Raw genomic sequence first — 20,385 nt, 5'->3', positions numbered from 1 at the left:
CGCTATTTTGTTACCTTGATAACAATGTATCATTATAACACCGATGCATATTTTGTCAATTGTGTCATTTTATTATTGGTTAAACATAATAGATTCTCGCCCTATTACTATTATCAAGATAATGTAAATTTGTATCCATATAACGAAAAAAACGCTATTCTTTTTATAGAAATATACAAAAAGGATGGCGTTTTTAATATGAATTCATCGAAATAATAAGAATTTTAAAAGTATAAATTCAAAAAGCAGATAATGGATTATTCCACTATCTGCTTTCACATCATTCTATAGCTGCTTTTATTTTTCTTTTTGATACTCCACCCAATCACCAGAAATGATAACTTTCTTTAACATTTCTCTATTTTGAGCAACATACACATATGCATGTATTTCTATATCCCCAAAATAAATAGTTTGGGTGATCCGGTCATATAAATCACTCTCTGCATTACCTGTATATTCTTCAAGTTCATCTAATTTTTGCAGAACATCACTATTTACTTCATAAACTTCCCCATATATCTTTTCCTCATTTGAACAAATCATTGCAGGATACCCTTCGTTTGTATCAAATAATTTGCCATATGTCCATGCTACGTCTGCGATGCATATTGCACCTTTCATATAATTATCATTCGTTTGCTCTTTTCTTAACGTGCCATACACGAAAACATGATGCATATGTCCCTATCCCCTTTTTATTGCTCTCTACTTTCTAATTTGTAAATATGCACGAATCATAAAGTAACTCACTTCACCTGGAAGCTGTTCTTTAATAGATTTCAAACCACCTTCTGCATTTTGTACGGCAGTTTCAATAAGAGCTTCATACTCTGTTGGAACAAAGCTTTGCCACTCTACTTCCATACCATCTTCAAAAGAGCGGATTAAGTGGTTTTCAATCGTTTGTCTTGATAGACCTCTATCTTTCGCAATCTCATTTAAATCAATGCCTTGTTTATACATTTCATATGTTTCTATATGAGAATTCGCTGACGCTTTTCCTGATTTTTTACTCTCTGAAACAACTTCAGTCTTAATTGTTTCCGCATAGTTTGGGTTATCCTCAATAAAGTGCTGAACCGCTTGTAAAAAGTGCGACCCGTACTTCACAAGTTTGTGTTCTCCGATTCCTTTTACAGTTAGGAGTTCGGGGTCACTTTGTGGCATTTTCGCACACATATCTTTTAACGTTTGGTCAGAGAAAATAACGAACGGTGGTACACCTTCTCCTTGCGCAATTTCTTTACGCACTTCACGAAGTACTTCAAATAAAGGATGGTCTTGAACAATTTGTCTCGTTTCTACTCGTTCTTTGCGTAAAACGTTCTCTTTACCAAGTAATACTTCTTTTCCTTTTTCCGTTACTTTTAATGTCGGATACGTACCATGTTCAACTGCAATTAACTCATCTGAAATTAAAAACTCAATAAACTCACTGACTTCTTTTACACTACGGTTTGACAAAAGGCCGTACGTTGGCAAAGTATGAAAATTAAATTCAATGACTTTCTTATTTTTAGATCCAGTTAATACTTGTGCAATCATTTGCTTTCCGAATCGTTGGTTCGTCCTAATCATACAAGATAGTACCATTTGTGATTCTCTCGTCACATCGATACTTTCACGGTCGTCCGTACAATTACCGCAGCGGCCACAATCTTCCTTCGGCTCTTCTCCGAAGTATTGCAAAATAAATGATTGTAAACATTGTTCTGTATGACAGTAATCGGTCATATTTTGGAGTTTTTCAAGTTCGTTTGAAAAACGTGATTCTCCAGTTGATTGATCGATTAAAAAGCGTTGTACTTGCACATCTTGAGAAGAATATAACAAAATACATTCACTATCTAATCCATCACGACCAGCACGTCCTGCTTCTTGATAGTAACTTTCCATATTTTTTGGAAGTTGATAATGAATAACGTAACGAATATTCGATTTATCAATCCCCATTCCAAACGCTGATGTCGCTACCATAACGCTGATTTCATCTCTTAAAAAGAGTTCTTGCTGTTCATTTCGATCGTGATCGCTCATACCAGCATGATATTTCGATACCGAAACTCCTGCTTTCCCTAAATCTTCATATAACTGATCGACTACTTTTCTTGTAGCTGCATAAATAATCCCAGATTCCTTCTGATTTTGACGAATATAATCCGCTAAATACGCATTACGATCCTGTCCTTTAATTACTGAAAACGATAAGTTCTCGCGCTCGAACGTTGTCATAATTGTATTTTCTTGATTAATTTCAAGCGTAGTGCAAATATCATCACGTACTTGTGGTGTTGCTGTTGCTGTTAATGCTAAAACGAGCGGTTTTTCTGGAAGATAATCCAATATGCGATGTATATGTAAATAACTAGGACGGAAATCATGACCCCACTGCGAAATACAGTGCGCCTCATCAATTGCTATCATCGGGATTTTCATATCGATAAGTTGATCAACAAACTCCATAGAATCAAGACGCTCAGGCGCCACGTAAAGCAACTTGTAATGCCCTTGTTTCGCCAATTGAATTCGTTGATTCGCTTCTGTAATAGAAATAGAACTATTAATATATGTAGCAGAAATACCGTTTTGTATTAATGTATCTACTTGATCTTTCATAAGTGAAATCAAAGGTGAGATAACTAATGTCGTTCCTTCGAATACTAATGCGGGAATTTGATAACAAATTGACTTACCGCCGCCCGTAGGCATAATACAAACTGTATCTTTCCCATCTAATACATTTTTAATTGTTTCATCTTGTCCTCTTCGGAATGACGAATAACCGAAATAAGACGCTAAAAGTTCTTGTGCTTTTGTAAACAAAAAAGAGTCACCTGCTTTTCTATATCTTTCATCTATTCCTATTATATCATCACTTATGCATCATGAAAGTACTGAATGAAAGAGTTATATATAATCACGTATCAAACTGATTCACGCCATCCTTTTGCATTATTCTAAGTTTCTCTTCGTTTTGGATATTAATTAGTATCAGTGTTTTAGTTATTTTCTACGTTTTACAACATGTAAAACACAAATCTAAGTATACAAGAAGAAAAAATTTCAACATAAATATTCATTTTATTCGCCTTCCTAGAATACTACTAATCGTATACATGTGAATTTGAGGAGGTTAAATTATGAAACGTAGTTACAATAGTTCTATCAAGCCTAAAGAGTCAAATAAACAACTCCAATTCTCTAATAATGATGCGTGGAAATATGAATCATTTTATAAGTATCAGCCCTTATTTTCTTATAGCAAGCTTATGAATTTCCTTTCTCAACTTTTTAAACGTTAATACATGTGCCAAATATATATCATTCAAACAAATTTTCTCAACATATAACTTATAGACTTACTACAATACAGTTGTTACCATATATAATAATCTGTTAGATAAACCCCTTATGTTGACCTGTTTAAATTAGCAGGTCTTTTTTATACTTACATATTGCAATGTATCGTAGCCTGGCTGAAAAGTCTTTTCTCCATTTTAGAACCCTATTCCGCTCTCCACAAATGATTATAATTCCAAAAAGCAAAATATAAATCCGCTACATTCATACAAGCAATTCATTTTTTCTCAATACACAAAGTGAATTTCATTTGTTACTATGAAGGTACTCTAGATGAGTTTTTGCTCATCAACATTATCTAGTTAAGGGGATCTGCTGCTGAAAGCAGATCCCTTTAACTTTATTAAATTGTCTCCTTTTTATTTGGACACATTTACCAGGTTATTTTTTAAAAATTTTATGCTAATATTACGTAGTCGAGTCCGACATCTCGGCAATACCCTTTAGAGGTCCTGCAATTTCCCTTGCAGGACCTCTATTATTTTAAAATTCTTTTGATTCATATATATCATAAGTATGTTTTTCATTCCCCTTCAACTTTCTCCTTTTCCAACTCTCAAAAAAACTCTTGGACACGTAACTTAAAAATAACGTTTATCATATTGTGAGATATACATGTTCAAAGGAGTGTAACTATTTATGTATACTTATTGGCAATCGCATTACTCCCCTTATCATATCACTAATGGAAGCTTCGATTCATTTGTACGAAATTACCGAGTTAGTAAAAACGAAAACTTTTTAAAAGGATATATGCGTTCTTTATGGGAACAACACGTCACTTGGACGCGATTAGCCATTATAGGCATCATCTTTAACTTACCAGACGTAAACGTTACTGTTGGACGTCTTCTACAAAATGCAACACATATGGGGCTTTCCCTTGAACCATTCTACGGAGAAAATGCAGTAAAAAAATATAGTGCATTAATTAAAGACCACTTAACAATCGCTGCTGATCTTGTTAAAGCCGCAAAAGCTGGTGATCAAAATGCAGCGGCCGTTATAGAAAAGAAGTGGTACGCTAATGGTGATGAGATTGTTGAGTTTCTAACCAGTATCAACCCATATATAGAAAAAGAAGAATTTAGAAAAATGTTTTATGAGCATTTAGCGTTAACGAAAGCGGAAGCACTCGCTTTCCTAAATAAAGATTATGATGCCAGTGTAAAACTATACGATAAAATTGAAAAAGAAGCATTAGAAATGGCTGATACTATAACAAATGCAATCGTAAAACAATTTCCGCAAGTATTTCAATAATAATAAGCCGATTTGTCTTCAAATCGGCTTATTATTATTTCTATCTAGTTCACATTTTACACCTCTCCTCTTTACATTTAGCTTATATCGATATATTTTATTAATATCCGTTTTTTATAGGAGGAAATAGTTTGATTAACGCCATTGGTCTCGTATTTATCCTCACAAATAAACACGAGAAAAAGAAGAAAGTTTATCTGAATGAAAAATTCGCATTAATAGACATTATTGATTCTAAGGAAGTATTTGATGATGAAGGTAACTCATTAGTAGAACTAACATGTAAATACAGTATATATTTAGATGAAAAATACTACTGTAAATCTCTCGATGATTATACTGGACAAGTATTCCCCTTCTTAAGCGCTAAAATAGGAAAAGGACTTCTCAGAAACTTAAATTACTACTTTTCTTACGTTGATGCCTATGATAAAAAACCACCTGTTAAAGAAATAAGACCACTTATGAAACAAGTAACTAACAGATAGTGCTAATTGCAAAAAAGAAAGTATCTAAGCAAGCCGTCGCTTTGTCCAGTTCGTTCTCTTGACGATAATCTGTCTCGAAATACACAAGCCCTTGGCCATTTCCACGAGAGATTATTTTAGAAGTATATCCAAGGTTATCCATCATTTGAACCATATCAGGAATTAAATTTATACCAAACTCATAAGTAACTACTTTATTATATTTATTCACTATAATTCCAACCCATTCTTGTTCTTTTGTTTGTTCAACAGTTTGATTTGTAAACCAAGCTAATGATTTATTTCCAATTAATTTATTTAAATCACACTTTCCGATACCAGCTACATTCCCTGTTTCTGTGTATTGCCAAATATCACATGGATACACTGACCACCCTAACGTGGAATCCATACAAAGTCACAATTGATACTTGCCATTCCAAATGGAGCATACATATGATGAGCAATATATAAACCAACTTTCGTAGCTCATCATATGTGTAATTAATCGATAAAGGCTTGTGTACTCGCTCTCATATCGTTCATTGTTTTTACTTCTACATCAGCTACCTAAACTGTGGCATTTTTATCACCACGGTTCCAAAAGTCGCGTGATTCTACTCGAGCATCTTCTAATAAAACGACAGAATGCATAATTACCAAATGGAATATTTCTTGCTTTCATTGCTTGTACATAATTTTTATATAAAGGATTTACACAATTAGATTTCGTAATTGTGGTGCTGTTACATCCCAGTTAATGTCTCTATTATCTACAATGTAACCCATTATTCATCCTCTCCTTTTTTATTATCGTATTCAGAGCTTGTTTTTTTGCTCTTACCCTTTAAAAATTCGGTGTATGCATTGAGTGAACAGAATATTATTATGGATTCAGTATGTGGAGTTTAATAATATTCTAAAGTATAAAATAAACAAAACCACTTTTGGGATAGGTGGTTTTGTCTACTATTTCACATATACATTGGCTCCATTTGTAATTACATAGTATGTTTTACCTTTACTATTTACATTATATTGTGGTGAGCAATTGACACAATATAAGCCGAATAATTAAAGAGAACCTTTATTTTCCAAAAGAATTTTCTTTTATATTATTTCAAATACTCATAATACCACTTAACTTCATCTAACCAAGCTGTAAATTTATCCATATTTCCAGATGGGTAGCCATTCGTTATAGCATAACCAATACCATCTTTCTGAACAACAATTTGTCCATCAATACCTGCATCAACCATCGCTTGAGCTAAAGCTTGTAAATTACTAAATCCTACACCTCCAGTTTTTACTTTAAGCAAGTCAACTGCACTCCCTCCAGTTTGTCCTGTAAGAGCAAACACAATAGAGTTAGCGATTTTATCAACATCCCATTTTGCCATGTCGGATTCATTATCTATGAATCCTAATTCGATAAGAATAGCTGGTGCTTTAGTCCCATTCAATACTGCTAAATCTGTACGTTGTTTTGCACCACGATCACGCCATCCAATATCTTTTGCCAATTGAGCTGAAATTTTAGCCGCCAGGTCTTTCTGATCATAATACAGAACTTCAACTCCCTGTCCATTCCCATCACTTGCATTAAGATGAAAAGAAATAACTAAATCCACATTATGAGAATTACTATTACGAACGATATTATTTAAATTTTGTACTTGAGTACTTCCTACTTCATCCGTATCATCATAAACTGTGTGTCCTAGAGCTCTTAACTTAGCCGCTACAGCATCCTTAACTTGACGATCCATAATGTGTTCTTTTCGATTTCCAGAATTAGCACCTTGCACAATACTATTGTGTCCTCCGTGTAAACTATATCTAGCCATTATTTAACATCTCCTTTCTTAATATCATATTCAGAACTTGTCTTACTGCTATTCCCACTTAAAATCTCAACTTCATTTATTAACACTTAAGGTATTCCCCCACGGCCTGCATTTTCTAAAAGTGAAAGCAATTCATTTTCGATAAATAAAAAGGTTGACGCTTCACAAATCGGGTTATTTGTTCCCTAAATTGCATCAGCTTGAGTGGCGGCACGAACAAAAGAAAAAGCACCACCTTTTTGGCGATGCCTAAGAACTCTATTTTACTTTTCAGCTCCCTATTCACCCCTCCTAAAGGAACAGGTTCTAACATCAAGAGGAGTGAACTATTCCTATATTTCCTCACCTTCCTTCACAGCCTCTTTCAACCTCTGCAACATATAGCCAATCCCTTTACATCCTTCTAACGGATATGTAATGATCCCTTCTGGATATAATTTTGTCACTACTTTCCTATGCTTTTTTCCTGCAAGTAAGACGATTTCGTCAAACTGTATTAAATTTTTATCAGCCATTTGTTTTTTTAACTGTTCTACACTTATAATCTCATCACTCTTTGAATCAAATGCAAGATCATAGTTTTCCTTTACAATATCATTTGGTCGTAAAAATCCATGCTTTGCTGATAATATAACCCAGTTCTCAAAAAATAAAGTTGCATATGCCTGACATGCTTTTCCGAATGGACTAATATATACATCTTTTGCCTCTGTCTCTCCGTAATCTGGGTACTTATCCCAAATTTTCTTCTTTCCGCATGGAATTATGGATAACCTTTTCATCGTTATTTCTTACCTCGCTTCTATCTTTCTTATGAAATACCAATTTTTCAGTACATTTTTTTACAGAATACTATATAATAATCTCGAAAGATAAAATTACATTTTCTTCTATATTTAATTTAACTTAGAACAGTCTATTAAGCATATATATTATTACATAAACACACCGTACTAAAGTCACTTTCATACAGCATGCATACACCTCATCCTTTAGTGAATTTGTGAAGATTTCGTAAAATCAAGTACACTTAATCTCCCAATCGCTATTCAATAGTAAAATATATAAATGTAGTATAAAAAGGAGGGAAACAACTATGAAAAATATATTCCCAGCATTATTAGCTTATATTATTGTTTGTATCATCGCGATTATCATTCCAGCATCTGAGGGTTATAATACTGTAGGTTGGAAATTCTTTGTCGGGCAAACGTACGCAATACCTATTTTCATTATTGCTGCTATTATCACATTTTATATAAATAAGAAACGATCTTATGAATAAATGATAAGAAGGATAGCTATTGCTATCCTTTTTTATTTCCATCTAATAGGGATCGTCTGTAATTTTATAATAAAAAAAGACAAGCAGCCACTCCGGCTACTTGTCCTTTCTGTTTATCCATACTCAATAATATTAAGCTTGGAATGTTTCTGTTAATACAGGAACGATTTGTTTTTTACGAGATACAACACCTTTTAAAGTAGCTGTGTTATTTTGTAATGTTACGTTGTATGCTTTCTCAACAACGTCTGTTGCTTTACCGATCGCAAGACCAACAGAATCGTTAGTTAAGATGTCAGTTACAACGAATAAGAATAGGTCTAAACCTTTTTCTTCTACTACTGCAGAGATAACTTTTTCAAGTTCCGCTTGGTGTACAAGAACGTCGTTTGTATCAACAGCGTTTACTTGTGCGATTTCAACTTTCGCGTTACCCATTTGGAATTCTTTAGCGTCAAGGGAGATTAATTGCTCCATTGTTTTTCCGCTTAAGTCAGCACCAGCTTTTAACATTTCTAAGCCGTAGCTATCTGCATCTACACCAGCGATTTCCGCTAATTCACAAGCTGCTGCTACGTCTTGTTCTGTGCAAGTTGGAGATTTGAATAGTAAAGAATCTGAAATAATTGCAGATAACATTAAACCTGCAACTTCTCTACGAATTGCAACACCATTTTCTTTGTACATTTTGTTTAAGATTGTAGCTGTACAACCAACTGGCTCACAACGGTAGTATATAGGATCGCTTGTCTCAAAGTTAGCAATACGGTGATGGTCAATAACTTCTAACACACGAACAGATTCGATATCGTTAGCACTTTGTTGACGCTCGTTATGGTCAACTAAAATAACGTTGTCCACTTCGTTTGCTACTGTCTCAACAAAACGCGGTCCTTCTACTTTAAAAGAGTCTAACGCAAATTGAGTTTCACCGCTGATTTCGCCTAAACGTACAGGCTCAGCATTCATTCCTAATTCTTTTTTCAATTCTGCATAAGCAATCGCAGAACAAATTGCATCTGTATCTGGGTTTTTATGCCCGAAAACTAGTACTTTTTCCATGTTTTCCACCTCTTCATGAAAAGGATATCTTAAAGAAGCAAATATGACAATATTTTAGACACATTTTTTTATAAATAATTGCAGTTTCTTCTATATTTTTCATAAAAAAATCATCTAAAATGAATTAGATGATCAAAATGTATATTTAATTTAAAATAGTGTAGGAACTTGCACTACATTGTTAAAAGCAAAATTGGAATTTAAACCATTATTCACAAGGTTCACATCAATAACTTGATAAAACGCATTTCCAGTGTCCGCAATCTCCCAAACAGCTAAAATAAGATGGTAGCCACTACGGTCAGTTGGTACATTTGCTTCATGCGTTACTGTTGTCCCCGGTCTAACTCCGCCATCATTTTTTACATAGAACGGCACTAAATCTAAACTAGACCTTGTTAAAGGCATATTTGGATTCCAATCCTTCTTTGTAATGTAGTATTTCCATTCTTTCGTACTATGAGGAGCGGTTAGTTTCCACTTGAATGTATTCATCCCGCCGTTTAACGTAACTTTCTTCCACCTATCAACTGCTTGAACGTCTAAAGCAGGAAAATGGCCAGCTCCTGCGATTTGTCCATCAGAAGGTCCTAATTGCGGAAAACCCCCTATTCCTTCTACACTTTGTGGTTCATATTGAACTGGACCGCAATTTACATTTACCCCTTGCTTACATAAATAAGATCGGCTCGCTGGTAATTCTACATACCCATGAGCTGAAGCCTTTTCTGAAAATCCAAATGTTAATAACCCCGTAAGTAATATCCCGCCACTTAATATAACCTTCTTCACCTTTTGTAAACTTGTCTTTTTCATTCTTTCATCCCCTTCCCAAAAATGAAATGAAAATAACTATAGTTGCCTAGTCATCTTCTCTACATCCATTATAAGTGGAAGAGTATTACTAAAAGAACCCTCTAAAAACTTTCTCAAATTCAATTAGTATATTAAATAAAGTTTATTGATACATTCAAATAACACCGCTAGAAAAATATAGACGGTGTTAAATATACTCAATTAAACCATTCGTTTATAAATAAATTACGAAATTGGCAAAGGCAGTCTAATTATCGAATAGCCCTCTTCCTCTCAGATTTGCGGAAACAGGCTCCTTTCCTATTTCACGTGCCCATATAGATAACTGGCCGATATGGTGGATTTCGTGGACAATGACATGACGTATTATCTCTCCGTGTGTACATTCAATGACTCGGCGCCTAATTGGTGCGTCTCTAGAGCTAATCGGTTCTTCATTGAAATCAGTTTCTGAAAGTTTCCGAGAATCCATTTCATTTGTCCAAGATGTCACAAATGGCTTCACTTTCTCGTGGTATTGATTCGAAAGATTTTTCACTTTTTGCAAGCTGGCATACTCTTCGAACAATGGCTCCTCAGGAACTGGCTCACCTCGCAAACCTAAGATCCACATGTATTCCACATCTACAATGTGAAATAAGGTATGTAGGATACTTCCGAACCCACCGATCCGTTTCTTTAATAATTCTTCATCCGGCATGTCTTCGCACAATGTAAACCAATCATCACGAACTTGCCAGTTATATTGAAACAGTTTCAACATCACAACAACCTCCATCTTTTAGATTAACATTTAATATTCACCAAAAGACTTCAAAATTCCTATTTAAATAATACCTCTTATAAACCTATTAAAACCTTATACAAATTGGCCCTCAAATTGAACATTCAATATGAAGTTAATGAATGAAAAGAAAACCCCTATTATACAGGGGTTTATCAATCTTTTTATAAATCAATACTCAGACCTAATAACAACTTCGTGGTTTGAAAATATCCCTCTTTTTAAATAAAAATACTAAATCATTTTATAATAAATAACCGTTGCATCTAACTCACCATTCGGAGAAATTGCATATTCAGGTATTTTTCCAACTTCTTGATAGTCTAATGATTTATACAATCTATTGGAAGGGTCTCCTTCTCTCGTATCTAGTACTAAAAGAGACCGTTTTTCTTGTTTTGCTCGCTCCTCTGCTTTTTGCATGAGTAAACGTCCAATACCATTACGTCTAAAGTTTGGATGAGTCATTAACTTGCAAATTTCAGCTCTATGTATCCCATTAGGCTTTGTAACTAAATGTAATTGAATACTCCCTGCCACTTCATTGTTTATTTTAGCAACATACAATATCACTTCTGGTGCTAATACAGTTTGCCAATAATTTGTTGCTTCTTTTTGTTCCAGTGGAGGTAAAAAACCAATTGACGCCTCATCATTTACTACAGTTTTCAACAGTTCAGAAAGCTCTTCAATGTCTTCATCAAGTCGTTTAATTTCTTCTATTACTATACTTCGCATTCCTTTTCCCCCTTTTGTTTCATTGTAACAATTTTTAAAGCAGGAATAATGAAATACTAAGATGAAATTATTAAATATATGATTTTTTAGAGAAAGGATACCTATATGAAGTATATATTAGATAAGAAATATGCAAGAGAATTACTCCAGTGGGCATATGAGCAAAACCCAGGTCCGTGGTTCGATCATTCACGTAATGTTGCACTTGCAACTGAAAAGATAGTTGTTGAACTTATTAATAATGGGTACGACCTAGATGCTGATATAGCATACAACGCTGCCCTCCTGCATGACATAGGAAGATATAAAGGTTTTACTAAATCTGTTATTCATTCCTATGATGGTTATATGTATATGAATGATTTAGGGTATACAGGAAACGCCATTATATGTGTGACGCATTCATTTCCTTGCAAAAATGAGCATTTAGATATCGCGGCAGAGTGGAGCATTGTTCCTGATTATATGGAAAGCCGATTAATTGAAATATTGAATGAAAACAGTGACTACGACTTATACAATAAGGTGATTACCCTTTGTGACGCACTTGCTGATGCGGGAGGCTTTACTACTCTTGAAAAAAGATTGGTTTCAGTTGGTTTACGTCATGGCACAACCTCTCATACTTCTTTACATTGGAAGGGATTCTATGCAATTAAGAAAGAATTAGAATCTTTAATTGGTAAGAGCATATACACACTTCTCCCTAATATAGAGACATCGATTTATAAAAATATAGAATATTAAAATGAGATTTGACTTGATAGAACATAAAGGTAACTTTGATTTTGGATATGAAGATATTGCGGGTATATCTCGGAAATGTAAATTTTCTAATTGTTCGCATACAAATGAACCACACTGTGCAGTAAAAAAAGCTATCTCTGACGGCATACTTTCTGAAGAAATATTTAATAGTTATTATAGAGATATAAATGAGGCACAATATGTTTCTGCACAAAGTAATAAAACAAAAGCTATCGATTATATGAAACAACTGAAACTCTTTCAAAAAAATTAGGCTAAAATAAAAAGCTCTCCTTACAAGCTTGCTTTAAGGAGAGCTTTTTCGCGTTTAATGACTTTGATTTTTCAATTCCACCATACACACTTGTACTAAAATCATCGCTTAGCACATTTCAGTTCTCCTGAAATTGCAGCTAAAGCACAACAAGCTTCTAAAATCACTTTACTAAGATCAGCCTTTTTGTTTACGACCAAACAAGGACCATATATAACTTTAATCAAAGATTGAATTTTCGGTTTTTTAATATTGGAAATTTGCATGTTTAAAACTTAACACTATCATCCGCCGATACTTTTTCTTTAGAATTTTTCTTTTCAACCTCTTTACTCCGCTCTTCCCAAATCGTTAAACCTTCAATTCCTACTTTTTTAGGATCAAAAACCGGATCTTTTCCTTCTTTTTTCTGCGTTTCATAATCTTTTAACACTTTTAATGCAGTTTTGCTTAACAATAGGATCGCTATAAGGTTTAGCCATGCCATACTTCCAATTCCTAAATCTCCGAGGTTCCATAAAAACGAAGCTGATTCTACACTACCGATGTATACCATAATTAAAAATCCAATTTTTAATACTGGTTTTAACCAACTATATTTGAGCCCACCATCTAAATAAGTAAGCGTCGTTTCAGCGATATAGTAGTAAGCGAGTAAAGTTGTAAATGCGAAGAAGAAGATTGCGATTGAAATAAATATTGGACCAAATCCAGTCATAACAGTTTCAACTGCTTGTTGTGTATAAATTGGACCTGCTTCCACATTTCCTATATTCCGTACAATTGCGCTTTTCCCTTCAGGTATAACATTATACATACCTGTTATTAAAATCATGAGAGCTGTCGCTGTACATACTACAATTGTATCGATATATACAGAAAACGCTTGAACTAACCCTTGTTTTGCAGGATGTGATACTTCAGCAGCTGCAGAACTATATGTCGCTTCTCCTACACCAGCAACGTTTGAAAATACTGCACGCTTTACTCCCCATGCAATAGCTGCCCCAACGATTCCTCCAAACATTTCATTTACACCAAATGCACTTGAGAAAATTAAAGCAAACATACTTGGAATTTCCGTTACATTCGCAATTAATACGATACATGTAACAATTACATATCCAATTGCCATAAATGGAACTAACATTTGTGAAACGCCTGCAATTCTCTTTACTCCACCAAAAATAATCGCTGCCAATAATACAACTAAAAATATACCAGTTACATATTTACTAATGCCAGAAGAGTTTTCAAATCCAACCGCGATACTACTTGATTGAATACCTGGTAATAAAACGCCATATGAAAGTGTTACAACCACTGCTACAATGACCGCAAACCATTTCATTTTCAAACCTTTTTCAATGAAATATGGTGTACCACCGCGGTATTCATTTCCTACTTTACTTTTATATACTTGTGCTAATGTTGATTCAACAAATGCACTAGCCGCTCCTAATAGAGCCATCATCCACATCCAAAATACAGCTCCAGGTCCGCCAAAAGCGATAGCTGTCGCGACCCCTGCGATATTCCCTATTCCAACCCTACCTGATAACGCCAAACAAAATGCTTGAAAGGATGATATCCCAGTCTCTGAGCTCTTTCCTTCAAATAATAGTTTAATCATCTCTTTAAAATAACGAATTTGTAAAAAACGAGTTGCAATTGTGAAATACACTCCTGCTCCTAATGCAAAAACAACTAAACCAATACTCCATACTTGCCCTACTAACCATTCTACTAATTTCTCCATCCAAATCCCCCTTATAATTCTTTTGAAAAAGCAATTTTATATATAAGAAAACGGACAACCTTTATCCTACCTACCAGTTGTCCGCATCTCTTACTATATTTCATCATTCTTTTATCCTGCTATTTGTGGGTAGTATGATTCCCACCTCATGCGTTGAACACAAAGGAAGTAAGGTGGAAAATCACCTACCCGTAAATGCCTGATTGGTTCAACTACTATTCAGCGAGGATGAAAAGACTCCCGACTGAATAGAGTATCACTTAATATTTACCCAAACACTTTTCACTTCTGTATAGTTATCAAGGGCATATGAACCTAATTCACGTCCAACACCAGATTGCTTATATCCACCAAATGGTGCAGCAGCATTTTCTAAGTTATAATCATTAATCCACACTGTTCCTGCCTTTAATTTATTGGCCACTTGATGTCCCGTTTTAATATTTTGTGTCCATACACCCGCAGCAAGTCCATATGAAGAGCTATTTGCTCTTTCAATTACTTCTTCTGTCGAATCAAACGGGAGAACAACGACAACTGGTCCAAAGATTTCTTCCTTAACAATTGTCATATCATCAGTAACATTTGTGAATACTGTTGGCTGTACAAAATAACCTTTTTCAAATGCACGTTCACCGCCAGCTGCAACAGTAGCACCTTCAGCTCTTCCTTGTTCAATGTAATTTAGCACACGCTCTTGTTGTTTTTTAGATACGAGCGGTCCCATTTCAGTTTCCGCCTCCATACCTGCCCCTAGCTTCACGTTATTTGCCATTTTCACAAGTTCATTTACGACTGTTTCATAATGTTTCCGATGAACGAAAACTCGAGATCCTGCGCTACAATTTTGACCATGATTATACATAATTCCTTGGAACGCACCGTTAATCGCTTCTTCTAAGTCAGCGTCTTCTAAAATGATGTTTGGTGACTTACCACCAAGTTCTAATGTTACATGTTTAATTGTTTCTGCGGATTGACGCATAATGTATTTTCCCGTAACTGTTGAACCTGTGAAAGCTACTTTATCAATATCATGATGGTTTACAATTGCAGCTCCTGCTTCAGGGCCGAAACCTGGTACAAAGTTTACGACACCGTTTGGAAAACCAGCTTCTTTAAAAAGCTTCGCTGTATATAGTAAAGATAAAGGTGTTTGCTCTGCTGGTTTTAATACAATCGTACAACCTGTCGCAAGAGCGGCTCCCATCTTCCAAGAAGACATAACGAGCGGAAAATTCCACGGAATAATTTGACCTACAACGCCAACCGGTTCATGGCGTGTATAATTTAAATAATCTTTTGAAATTGGAATTGTTTGCCCGATAATTTTTGTAGCCCATCCCGCGTAATAGCGGTAATTTTCTACAGTCGCTGCAATATCATCATCAAGTGCTACTTCATATGGTTTTCCATTATCTAAAGCTTCCAGCTGTGCTAATTCTTCTCTATGCTCTTCAATTAAGTCTGCTAATTTATAAATAAGATGCGCTCTTTCAGCGGTAGTCATTTCTGCCCAAGGGCCTGATTCAAAAGCAAATCTTGCCGCTTTTACTGCGACATTAATATCTTCTTCTTGCGCTTCACATACGACTGCTAGAACATCTTCTGTTGCTGGATTGTATGTTTCAAACGTCTTGCCACTTATTGAAGAAACAAATTCACCATTAATAAACATTTTAATTTCTTCATTTAAAAACGCTTTCACTTTTGGTTTCAGCTCAATGTTTGTCGTTAACATATATGCTCTCCTCCTTATTTAAACAGCTGCGTGAGCTGCAATTTCTGATAAAATCGTTTGAAGTTTTTGATCTTCTTCTTCAGTTAATCCTAATCTCGGATAACGTGAAGGTCCTCCGACTTGCCCGTGTAATTCCATTGAGCGTTTAACGATTTGTACATATTTCCCTGATCCTTCAAGAAACTCACAAAGAGGTAAAATAGCATCGTTCATTTCCCACGCTTTTTCTAATTCACCATTTTGAAAATGCTCATACATTTTCGTAACAAGTCCTGGAACAATATTTCCTGCTACTGAAACCCATCCTGTTGCACCAACTAAATAAGATTCCATAACTAAATCTTCAGATCCGCAGAAGACTTGGAAAGCACCTTCGCCTTGTCTTACTAAATCTCTCGCTTTTCGAATATCTCCGCTAGATTCTTTAATATGTGTAACATTTTCACATTCTTTTCCAATACGGAGCATAAGTTCTGTACTCATATCAACACCGGAAGTAAATGGGTTATTGTATAACATAATTGGTATATTCACAGCGTTTGAGATTTCTTTAAAATGAAAATAGATTTCCTCTTCTTTCGGTTTACAATAATACGAGTTTATTATTAATGCACAATCTGCTCCGTGTGCTTCTGCATGTTTTGTATATTCAATCGTTTCTTTCGTCGTCTCCGCAGCAGTTCCAACAATAACTGGAATACGGCCATCAACTTCTTTTAATACTGTTTCTACCATGTTAAATCGTTCTTCTTTTGATAAACTAACAAATTCTCCCGTACTTCCATTAATAATAATTCCAGCTACTTTTTGCTCAATAAAGTAGTTTACGTTTTGTTTTACACCTTTCCAATCAATCTCTTGGAATTCATCCATTGGTGTTATTAATACTGGAAATGCCCCTTTAATTTTTTGCATCTTTATCTCTCCCTTTAACATATTATTTTAATAAGAAACCTGTTGGAAACGGATCAGTAGGATCTAATATAAATGTTTGCATACCTGTAATAAACCCTCTACTTTCAAATCGAAAAATGTATCCGAGTTCTTCTTTCTTCACTTTTTCTACTGTTATAAAGCTATTAAAAATACTTTCATTTCTAAAAGGTTTATCCGCTATATAATCATTTTTAAATAATGTATGAACATAAGACACAATAGTAGAAACAAAACCCGGCGAACGTACTATAAAGTTATCTTCATGAAATGTAATCGACTTTATATGGTTCTTTTCTTTTTGCATAGAATCTACTAAAATAAGTCTTTTTATTAATGACTGTTTTTGTATAACTTGAAGTGTAGTTTCACCCCATTTTTTTAATTTAGAGATGTTTTCAATACTGATTTCTGGCGAATACGTATCCTTTTCTACAACTGCATATACTTTATCTGCCTGTATGAGAGAGTAACTTATATTACCAACCTTTAAATTTGTCTCAATCATATAACATAGTTTGCTTTCAAACGAAACAGATACAACTTCATCATTCTCTACATATGCATCCACTGAAAATATTCCAGATAGCGTTTCGATTTTGTATTGATTAGACTCTCTCTTTTTTAAATACCCGCTTTCTAGCAACATCGTTATTACTGCGACAATGCCTCCGTAATGAAGAGGAATGGATCCTTCATGATTAAAAAACAATACAGCTGCATCCACTTCATTATGAATAGAAGGAACGACAATACATCCATTTAAACCGATAAAACCACGTGGTTCATTTAATAAAAGCTTCATTTCCTCTGCTAATTCACCTGAAAATTGTTCGTTTAATTGCTCCAAACTGTAGTAGTATTTGCATGGTACGTCTTTCATTACACGAAATGCCTCACCATTTACGTGTACGTCTACTGCTGTATACATTTTTTGAATGTTCATTTTACATCCTCCGTTTCATGTTCCATCGGCGGAATTAGCAAAAAGCCTTCTTTAAGTGGATCCTTTTCATTGTAAAAAAACTTATGCATGCCCATAAGCCAAGCTGATCCCGTAATTTTCGTTACTACAGCTTCAATATTCTCTATATTTGTCGCACTTATGACACACCCTTTAAATAAAGAGCCCACGATACTCTCATGAACGAATTCTTCATCAATATCGATTTTTTTATGAGCGTATAATACAGCTAACTTCGCTGATGTTCCTGTACCACATGGAGATCGATCAATACCCCCTGGCGGAACAACAACTGTATTTTTCACATGCGCACTTTCATGAGTAGGATCTGTATAAAATTCAACATGTGTTAATCCTCTTATAAACGAATACTGCGGATGAATGATTTCAAACTTCTCATTAATTGTATTTCTAATATGAATCGCCTTATCAATGATTGTAGATGCGTTTTCTGGTACTAACTCTAGACCTACTGACTTCGCATCAATAATGGCATAAAAATTCCCTCCATATGCAATATCAGCTTCTACAGTTCCAACTTCTTCGACGTGTACAGAAATATTTTCCAGTAAAAAAGCTGGTATGTTACAGAAGGAGACTTCTTTCGCTTTCCCATCTTGAACAGAAATATCTACTTCAACTAAGCCAGCTGGTGTATCTAGCTTTAAAGAAGTAACCGGTTCAACTACTGGAATTAAACCTGATTCAACTAAAGCTGTACATACACCAATTGTATCGTGGCCACACATCGGCAAATATCCACCTGTCTCTATGTATATAACACCTATATCAGCTTCAGGATGACACGGATCTGTTAACAGCGCTCCTGACATTACATCATGACCACGTGGCTCATTCATTAACAATTTGCGAATCCAGTCATATTCCTTTTTCATATGTAACATCTTCTTTGCCATCGTCTCTCCAATTAACTTAGGAAGTCCGCTAATTAATGTCCTCGTTGGATTCCCGCCCGTATGTGTATCAATTGTCGTAAAGACTCTTTGTGATCTCATCCGTTTAACACCCTTTCTGTAAAACGACTCAAACGAAGTGGTTCAATAGGAATGATTGTTTCTTTTTCATTTAATAACTCTTCAATCACTTTCCCAGTAACTGCTGCAAGACTAATTCCATCACCTTCATGTCCTGCTGCAATAAAATAATTCGGAATATGTTCCACTCGTGAAATGATCGGCAAATGATCTTCTGTCCACGGGCGTAATCCAGCATATGAACGAATCACCATCATATCTGCCATTTTCGGATAAAAACGAATTGCTCTGTTCGCAATACATTTAATAACCTCGTTATTTATCCTCGTATGAAAGCCTGCAAACTCTCTACTACTACCAATTAAAAAATTTTGGCTTTCTGTCGGTTCAAATACAAGTGCCACCCCGTACTTTTCAGTTAAAGCATCCACTTTTCGTTTTCCACCAAATTTAGAAATCAAATAACCAAATTCCATTACTTTACGGCAACCTACATGTTGTTGCCTTGAAGCTACAATAATATGCCCTTTTCTCGGTTCGATTGGGATATTTACATCTAACATTTGTCCGATTTTAGGAGCCCACACACCAGCTGCGTTCACCACTTGCTTCGCAGTAAACGTTCCATTTGTCGTTTCTACAATAAAGGAACCGTCTATATCTATTTTTATTTCTTTCACTTCTGTATGATTAAAAGCTTTCGTACCAAATTTCTTCGATTCTGCAAGAAGTGAAAAAGCAAGAAGATATGGATTTACAGTCGAATCAGTTGCGCATTCTAAACCACCCAATAAATCATCTGCAAAAAATGGTGATTCCTCTCTTATATCTTGCCTATCGAGCATTCGAAACGGTAATCCAGCCTCTTTTTGACGATTTACCCATTGCTGTGCTGCCTCCATTTCTTCGTCTGATTCACAAACGAGAATGCTTCCTGGCGCCCTATATTCAAATGAGTGCTCCAACTCTTCACTTAATTCAGTTACTAATTTTTGACTTACTAACGACATTTGACTATCAAACCCTGGATCTTTATCAATCGCTAAAATATTTCCGTCACACCGTGAAGACGTCCCACTAACAAATTCCCCTTTTTCAATGATTGTTACGTCTCTCCCGTATTTCGAAGTGTAATAAGCAATCGAACAGCCAATTATGCCGCCACCTATTATTAAAACGTCACAGTGCCTCACATAGCACCCCTCCTTTCTCCTAAATCTCTCACTATCTATTTATGCAATTGGTGTGCCAACTCTACATACAGAACTATTTATATAAAATAATTTTTATTTGTAAAAATATTTTAAATTTATCGTAAATAGGTGTATTATTTTTTTATCACTG

At 34.9% G+C, this 20,385-nt stretch carries 20 protein-coding genes and 2 pseudogenes; 6 read left to right on the top strand and 16 right to left on the bottom strand.

Annotated elements, in window-relative coordinates; genetic code table 11:
- Positions 1–297: 297 nt before the first annotated feature.
- Positions 298–681 (bottom strand): gamma-glutamylcyclotransferase family protein, encoded by a 384-nt coding sequence (locus tag MKX77_RS10520; protein WP_341306572.1) that lies wholly within the window; start codon positions 679–681, stop codon positions 298–300.
- Positions 682–708: 27 nt separating this feature from the next.
- A complete protein-coding gene (gene recQ / locus MKX77_RS10515) occupies positions 709–2,826 on the bottom strand; it encodes a DNA helicase RecQ (protein WP_341306571.1) in 2,118 nt (705 codons plus the stop codon).
- A 317-nt stretch (positions 2,827–3,143) separates the two neighbouring features.
- Between recQ and MKX77_RS10510 the strand changes: the two genes are divergently transcribed.
- The 3 genes from MKX77_RS10510 (at position 3,144) to MKX77_RS10500 (ending at position 5,114) form a co-directional block, all read left to right on the top strand.
- Complete coding sequence (locus MKX77_RS10510; RefSeq protein ID WP_002110305.1) at positions 3,144–3,305, top strand: hypothetical protein; 162 nt, start codon at positions 3,144–3,146, stop codon at positions 3,303–3,305.
- Between the two features lie 697 nt (positions 3,306–4,002).
- Positions 4,003–4,626, top strand: a complete 624-nt coding sequence (locus MKX77_RS10505; protein WP_341306570.1) for an acetylglutamate kinase — start codon at positions 4,003–4,005, stop codon at positions 4,624–4,626.
- A 131-nt stretch (positions 4,627–4,757) separates the two neighbouring features.
- Positions 4,758–5,114, top strand: coding sequence for a hypothetical protein (locus MKX77_RS10500; RefSeq protein WP_000606233.1), 357 nt, complete (start codon positions 4,758–4,760; stop codon positions 5,112–5,114).
- Here MKX77_RS10500 and MKX77_RS10495 read toward each other — a convergent pair.
- The 4 genes and pseudogenes from MKX77_RS10495 to MKX77_RS10475 form a co-directional block, all read right to left on the bottom strand.
- A pseudogene (locus MKX77_RS10495) lies at positions 5,104–5,882 on the bottom strand (N-acetylmuramoyl-L-alanine amidase C-terminal domain-containing protein). The gene MKX77_RS10500 and the pseudogene MKX77_RS10495 sit on opposite strands and share 11 nt — an antisense overlap.
- Before the next feature lie 326 nt (positions 5,883–6,208).
- Positions 6,209–6,943 (bottom strand): N-acetylmuramoyl-L-alanine amidase, encoded by a 735-nt coding sequence (locus MKX77_RS10485; RefSeq protein WP_341306569.1) that lies wholly within the window; start codon positions 6,941–6,943, stop codon positions 6,209–6,211.
- Positions 6,943–7,232, bottom strand: a pseudogene (locus tag MKX77_RS10480) (phage holin family protein); the annotation flags it as partial. The gene MKX77_RS10485 and the pseudogene MKX77_RS10480, both read right to left, overlap by 1 nt.
- 43 nt (positions 7,233–7,275) lie before the next feature.
- A complete protein-coding gene (locus MKX77_RS10475; protein ID WP_341306568.1) occupies positions 7,276–7,725 on the bottom strand; it encodes a DUF6884 domain-containing protein in 450 nt (149 codons plus the stop codon).
- 314 nt (positions 7,726–8,039) lie between these two features.
- Here MKX77_RS10475 and MKX77_RS10470 point away from each other — a divergent pair, with 314 nt between their 5' ends.
- Positions 8,040–8,228, top strand: coding sequence for a DUF4017 family protein (locus tag MKX77_RS10470; RefSeq protein ID WP_341306567.1), 189 nt, complete (start codon positions 8,040–8,042; stop codon positions 8,226–8,228).
- A 132-nt stretch (positions 8,229–8,360) separates the two neighbouring features.
- On the opposite strand, the gene ppaC is transcribed toward MKX77_RS10470, so the two are convergent.
- The 4 genes from ppaC to MKX77_RS10450 form a co-directional block, all read right to left on the bottom strand.
- Positions 8,361–9,290 carry a manganese-dependent inorganic pyrophosphatase gene (gene ppaC / locus MKX77_RS10465; protein WP_341306566.1) on the bottom strand — a complete coding sequence of 310 codons (930 nt, stop codon included), beginning with the start codon at positions 9,288–9,290 and terminating at the stop codon, positions 8,361–8,363.
- Between the two features lie 150 nt (positions 9,291–9,440).
- Positions 9,441–10,106, bottom strand: coding sequence for a lytic polysaccharide monooxygenase (locus MKX77_RS10460; protein WP_341306565.1), 666 nt, complete (start codon positions 10,104–10,106; stop codon positions 9,441–9,443).
- 247 nt (positions 10,107–10,353) lie between these two features.
- On the bottom strand, positions 10,354–10,869 hold the full coding sequence (locus MKX77_RS10455; protein WP_341306564.1) for a DinB family protein: 516 nt from the start codon (positions 10,867–10,869) through the stop codon (positions 10,354–10,356).
- A gap of 255 nt (positions 10,870–11,124) precedes the next feature.
- Complete coding sequence (locus MKX77_RS10450) at positions 11,125–11,628, bottom strand: GNAT family N-acetyltransferase (RefSeq protein ID WP_002065767.1); 504 nt, start codon at positions 11,626–11,628, stop codon at positions 11,125–11,127.
- A gap of 105 nt (positions 11,629–11,733) precedes the next feature.
- Here MKX77_RS10450 and MKX77_RS10445 point away from each other — a divergent pair, with 105 nt between their 5' ends.
- Together MKX77_RS10445 and MKX77_RS10440 are read left to right on the top strand one after the other, a co-directional pair.
- Entirely contained in the window at positions 11,734–12,375 is a 642-nt protein-coding gene (locus MKX77_RS10445; RefSeq protein ID WP_341306563.1) for an HD domain-containing protein, read from the top strand.
- Position 12,376: 1 nt separating this feature from the next.
- Positions 12,377–12,649, top strand: a complete 273-nt coding sequence (locus tag MKX77_RS10440) for a hypothetical protein (RefSeq protein ID WP_341306562.1) — start codon at positions 12,377–12,379, stop codon at positions 12,647–12,649.
- A gap of 268 nt (positions 12,650–12,917) precedes the next feature.
- Here MKX77_RS10440 and MKX77_RS10435 read toward each other — a convergent pair whose 3' ends face one another.
- The 6 genes from MKX77_RS10435 to MKX77_RS10410 form a co-directional block, all read right to left on the bottom strand.
- The gene (locus MKX77_RS10435) at positions 12,918–14,408 is read right to left on the bottom strand and encodes an alanine/glycine:cation symporter family protein (protein WP_341306561.1); all 1,491 of its coding nucleotides are present in this window, start codon (positions 14,406–14,408) and stop codon (positions 12,918–12,920) included.
- A 256-nt stretch (positions 14,409–14,664) separates the two neighbouring features.
- The gene (locus tag MKX77_RS10430) at positions 14,665–16,149 is read right to left on the bottom strand and encodes an aldehyde dehydrogenase family protein (protein WP_341306560.1); all 1,485 of its coding nucleotides are present in this window, start codon (positions 16,147–16,149) and stop codon (positions 14,665–14,667) included.
- 18 nt (positions 16,150–16,167) lie between these two features.
- Positions 16,168–17,064, bottom strand: coding sequence for a 4-hydroxy-tetrahydrodipicolinate synthase (dapA, locus tag MKX77_RS10425; RefSeq protein WP_242235077.1), 897 nt, complete (start codon positions 17,062–17,064; stop codon positions 16,168–16,170).
- Positions 17,065–17,086: 22 nt separating this feature from the next.
- Positions 17,087–18,028: a proline racemase family protein gene (locus MKX77_RS10420; RefSeq protein ID WP_341306559.1), complete on the bottom strand. Its 942-nt coding sequence runs from the start codon at positions 18,026–18,028 to the stop codon at positions 17,087–17,089.
- Complete coding sequence (locus MKX77_RS10415) at positions 18,025–19,062, bottom strand: proline racemase family protein (protein WP_341306558.1); 1,038 nt, start codon at positions 19,060–19,062, stop codon at positions 18,025–18,027. Before MKX77_RS10415 ends, MKX77_RS10420 begins: the two co-directional genes overlap by 4 nt.
- Positions 19,059–20,234, bottom strand: a complete 1,176-nt coding sequence (locus MKX77_RS10410) for an NAD(P)/FAD-dependent oxidoreductase (RefSeq protein ID WP_341306557.1) — start codon at positions 20,232–20,234, stop codon at positions 19,059–19,061. Before MKX77_RS10410 ends, MKX77_RS10415 begins: the two co-directional genes overlap by 4 nt.
- Positions 20,235–20,385: the final 151 nt, after the last annotated feature.

Source organism: Bacillus sp. FSL R9-9410, from assembly GCF_038050385.1.
GTDB lineage: Bacteria > Bacillota > Bacilli > Bacillales > Bacillaceae_G > Bacillus_A > Bacillus_A cereus_U.
This window is presented reverse-complemented; position numbering and strand designations above follow the sequence as displayed.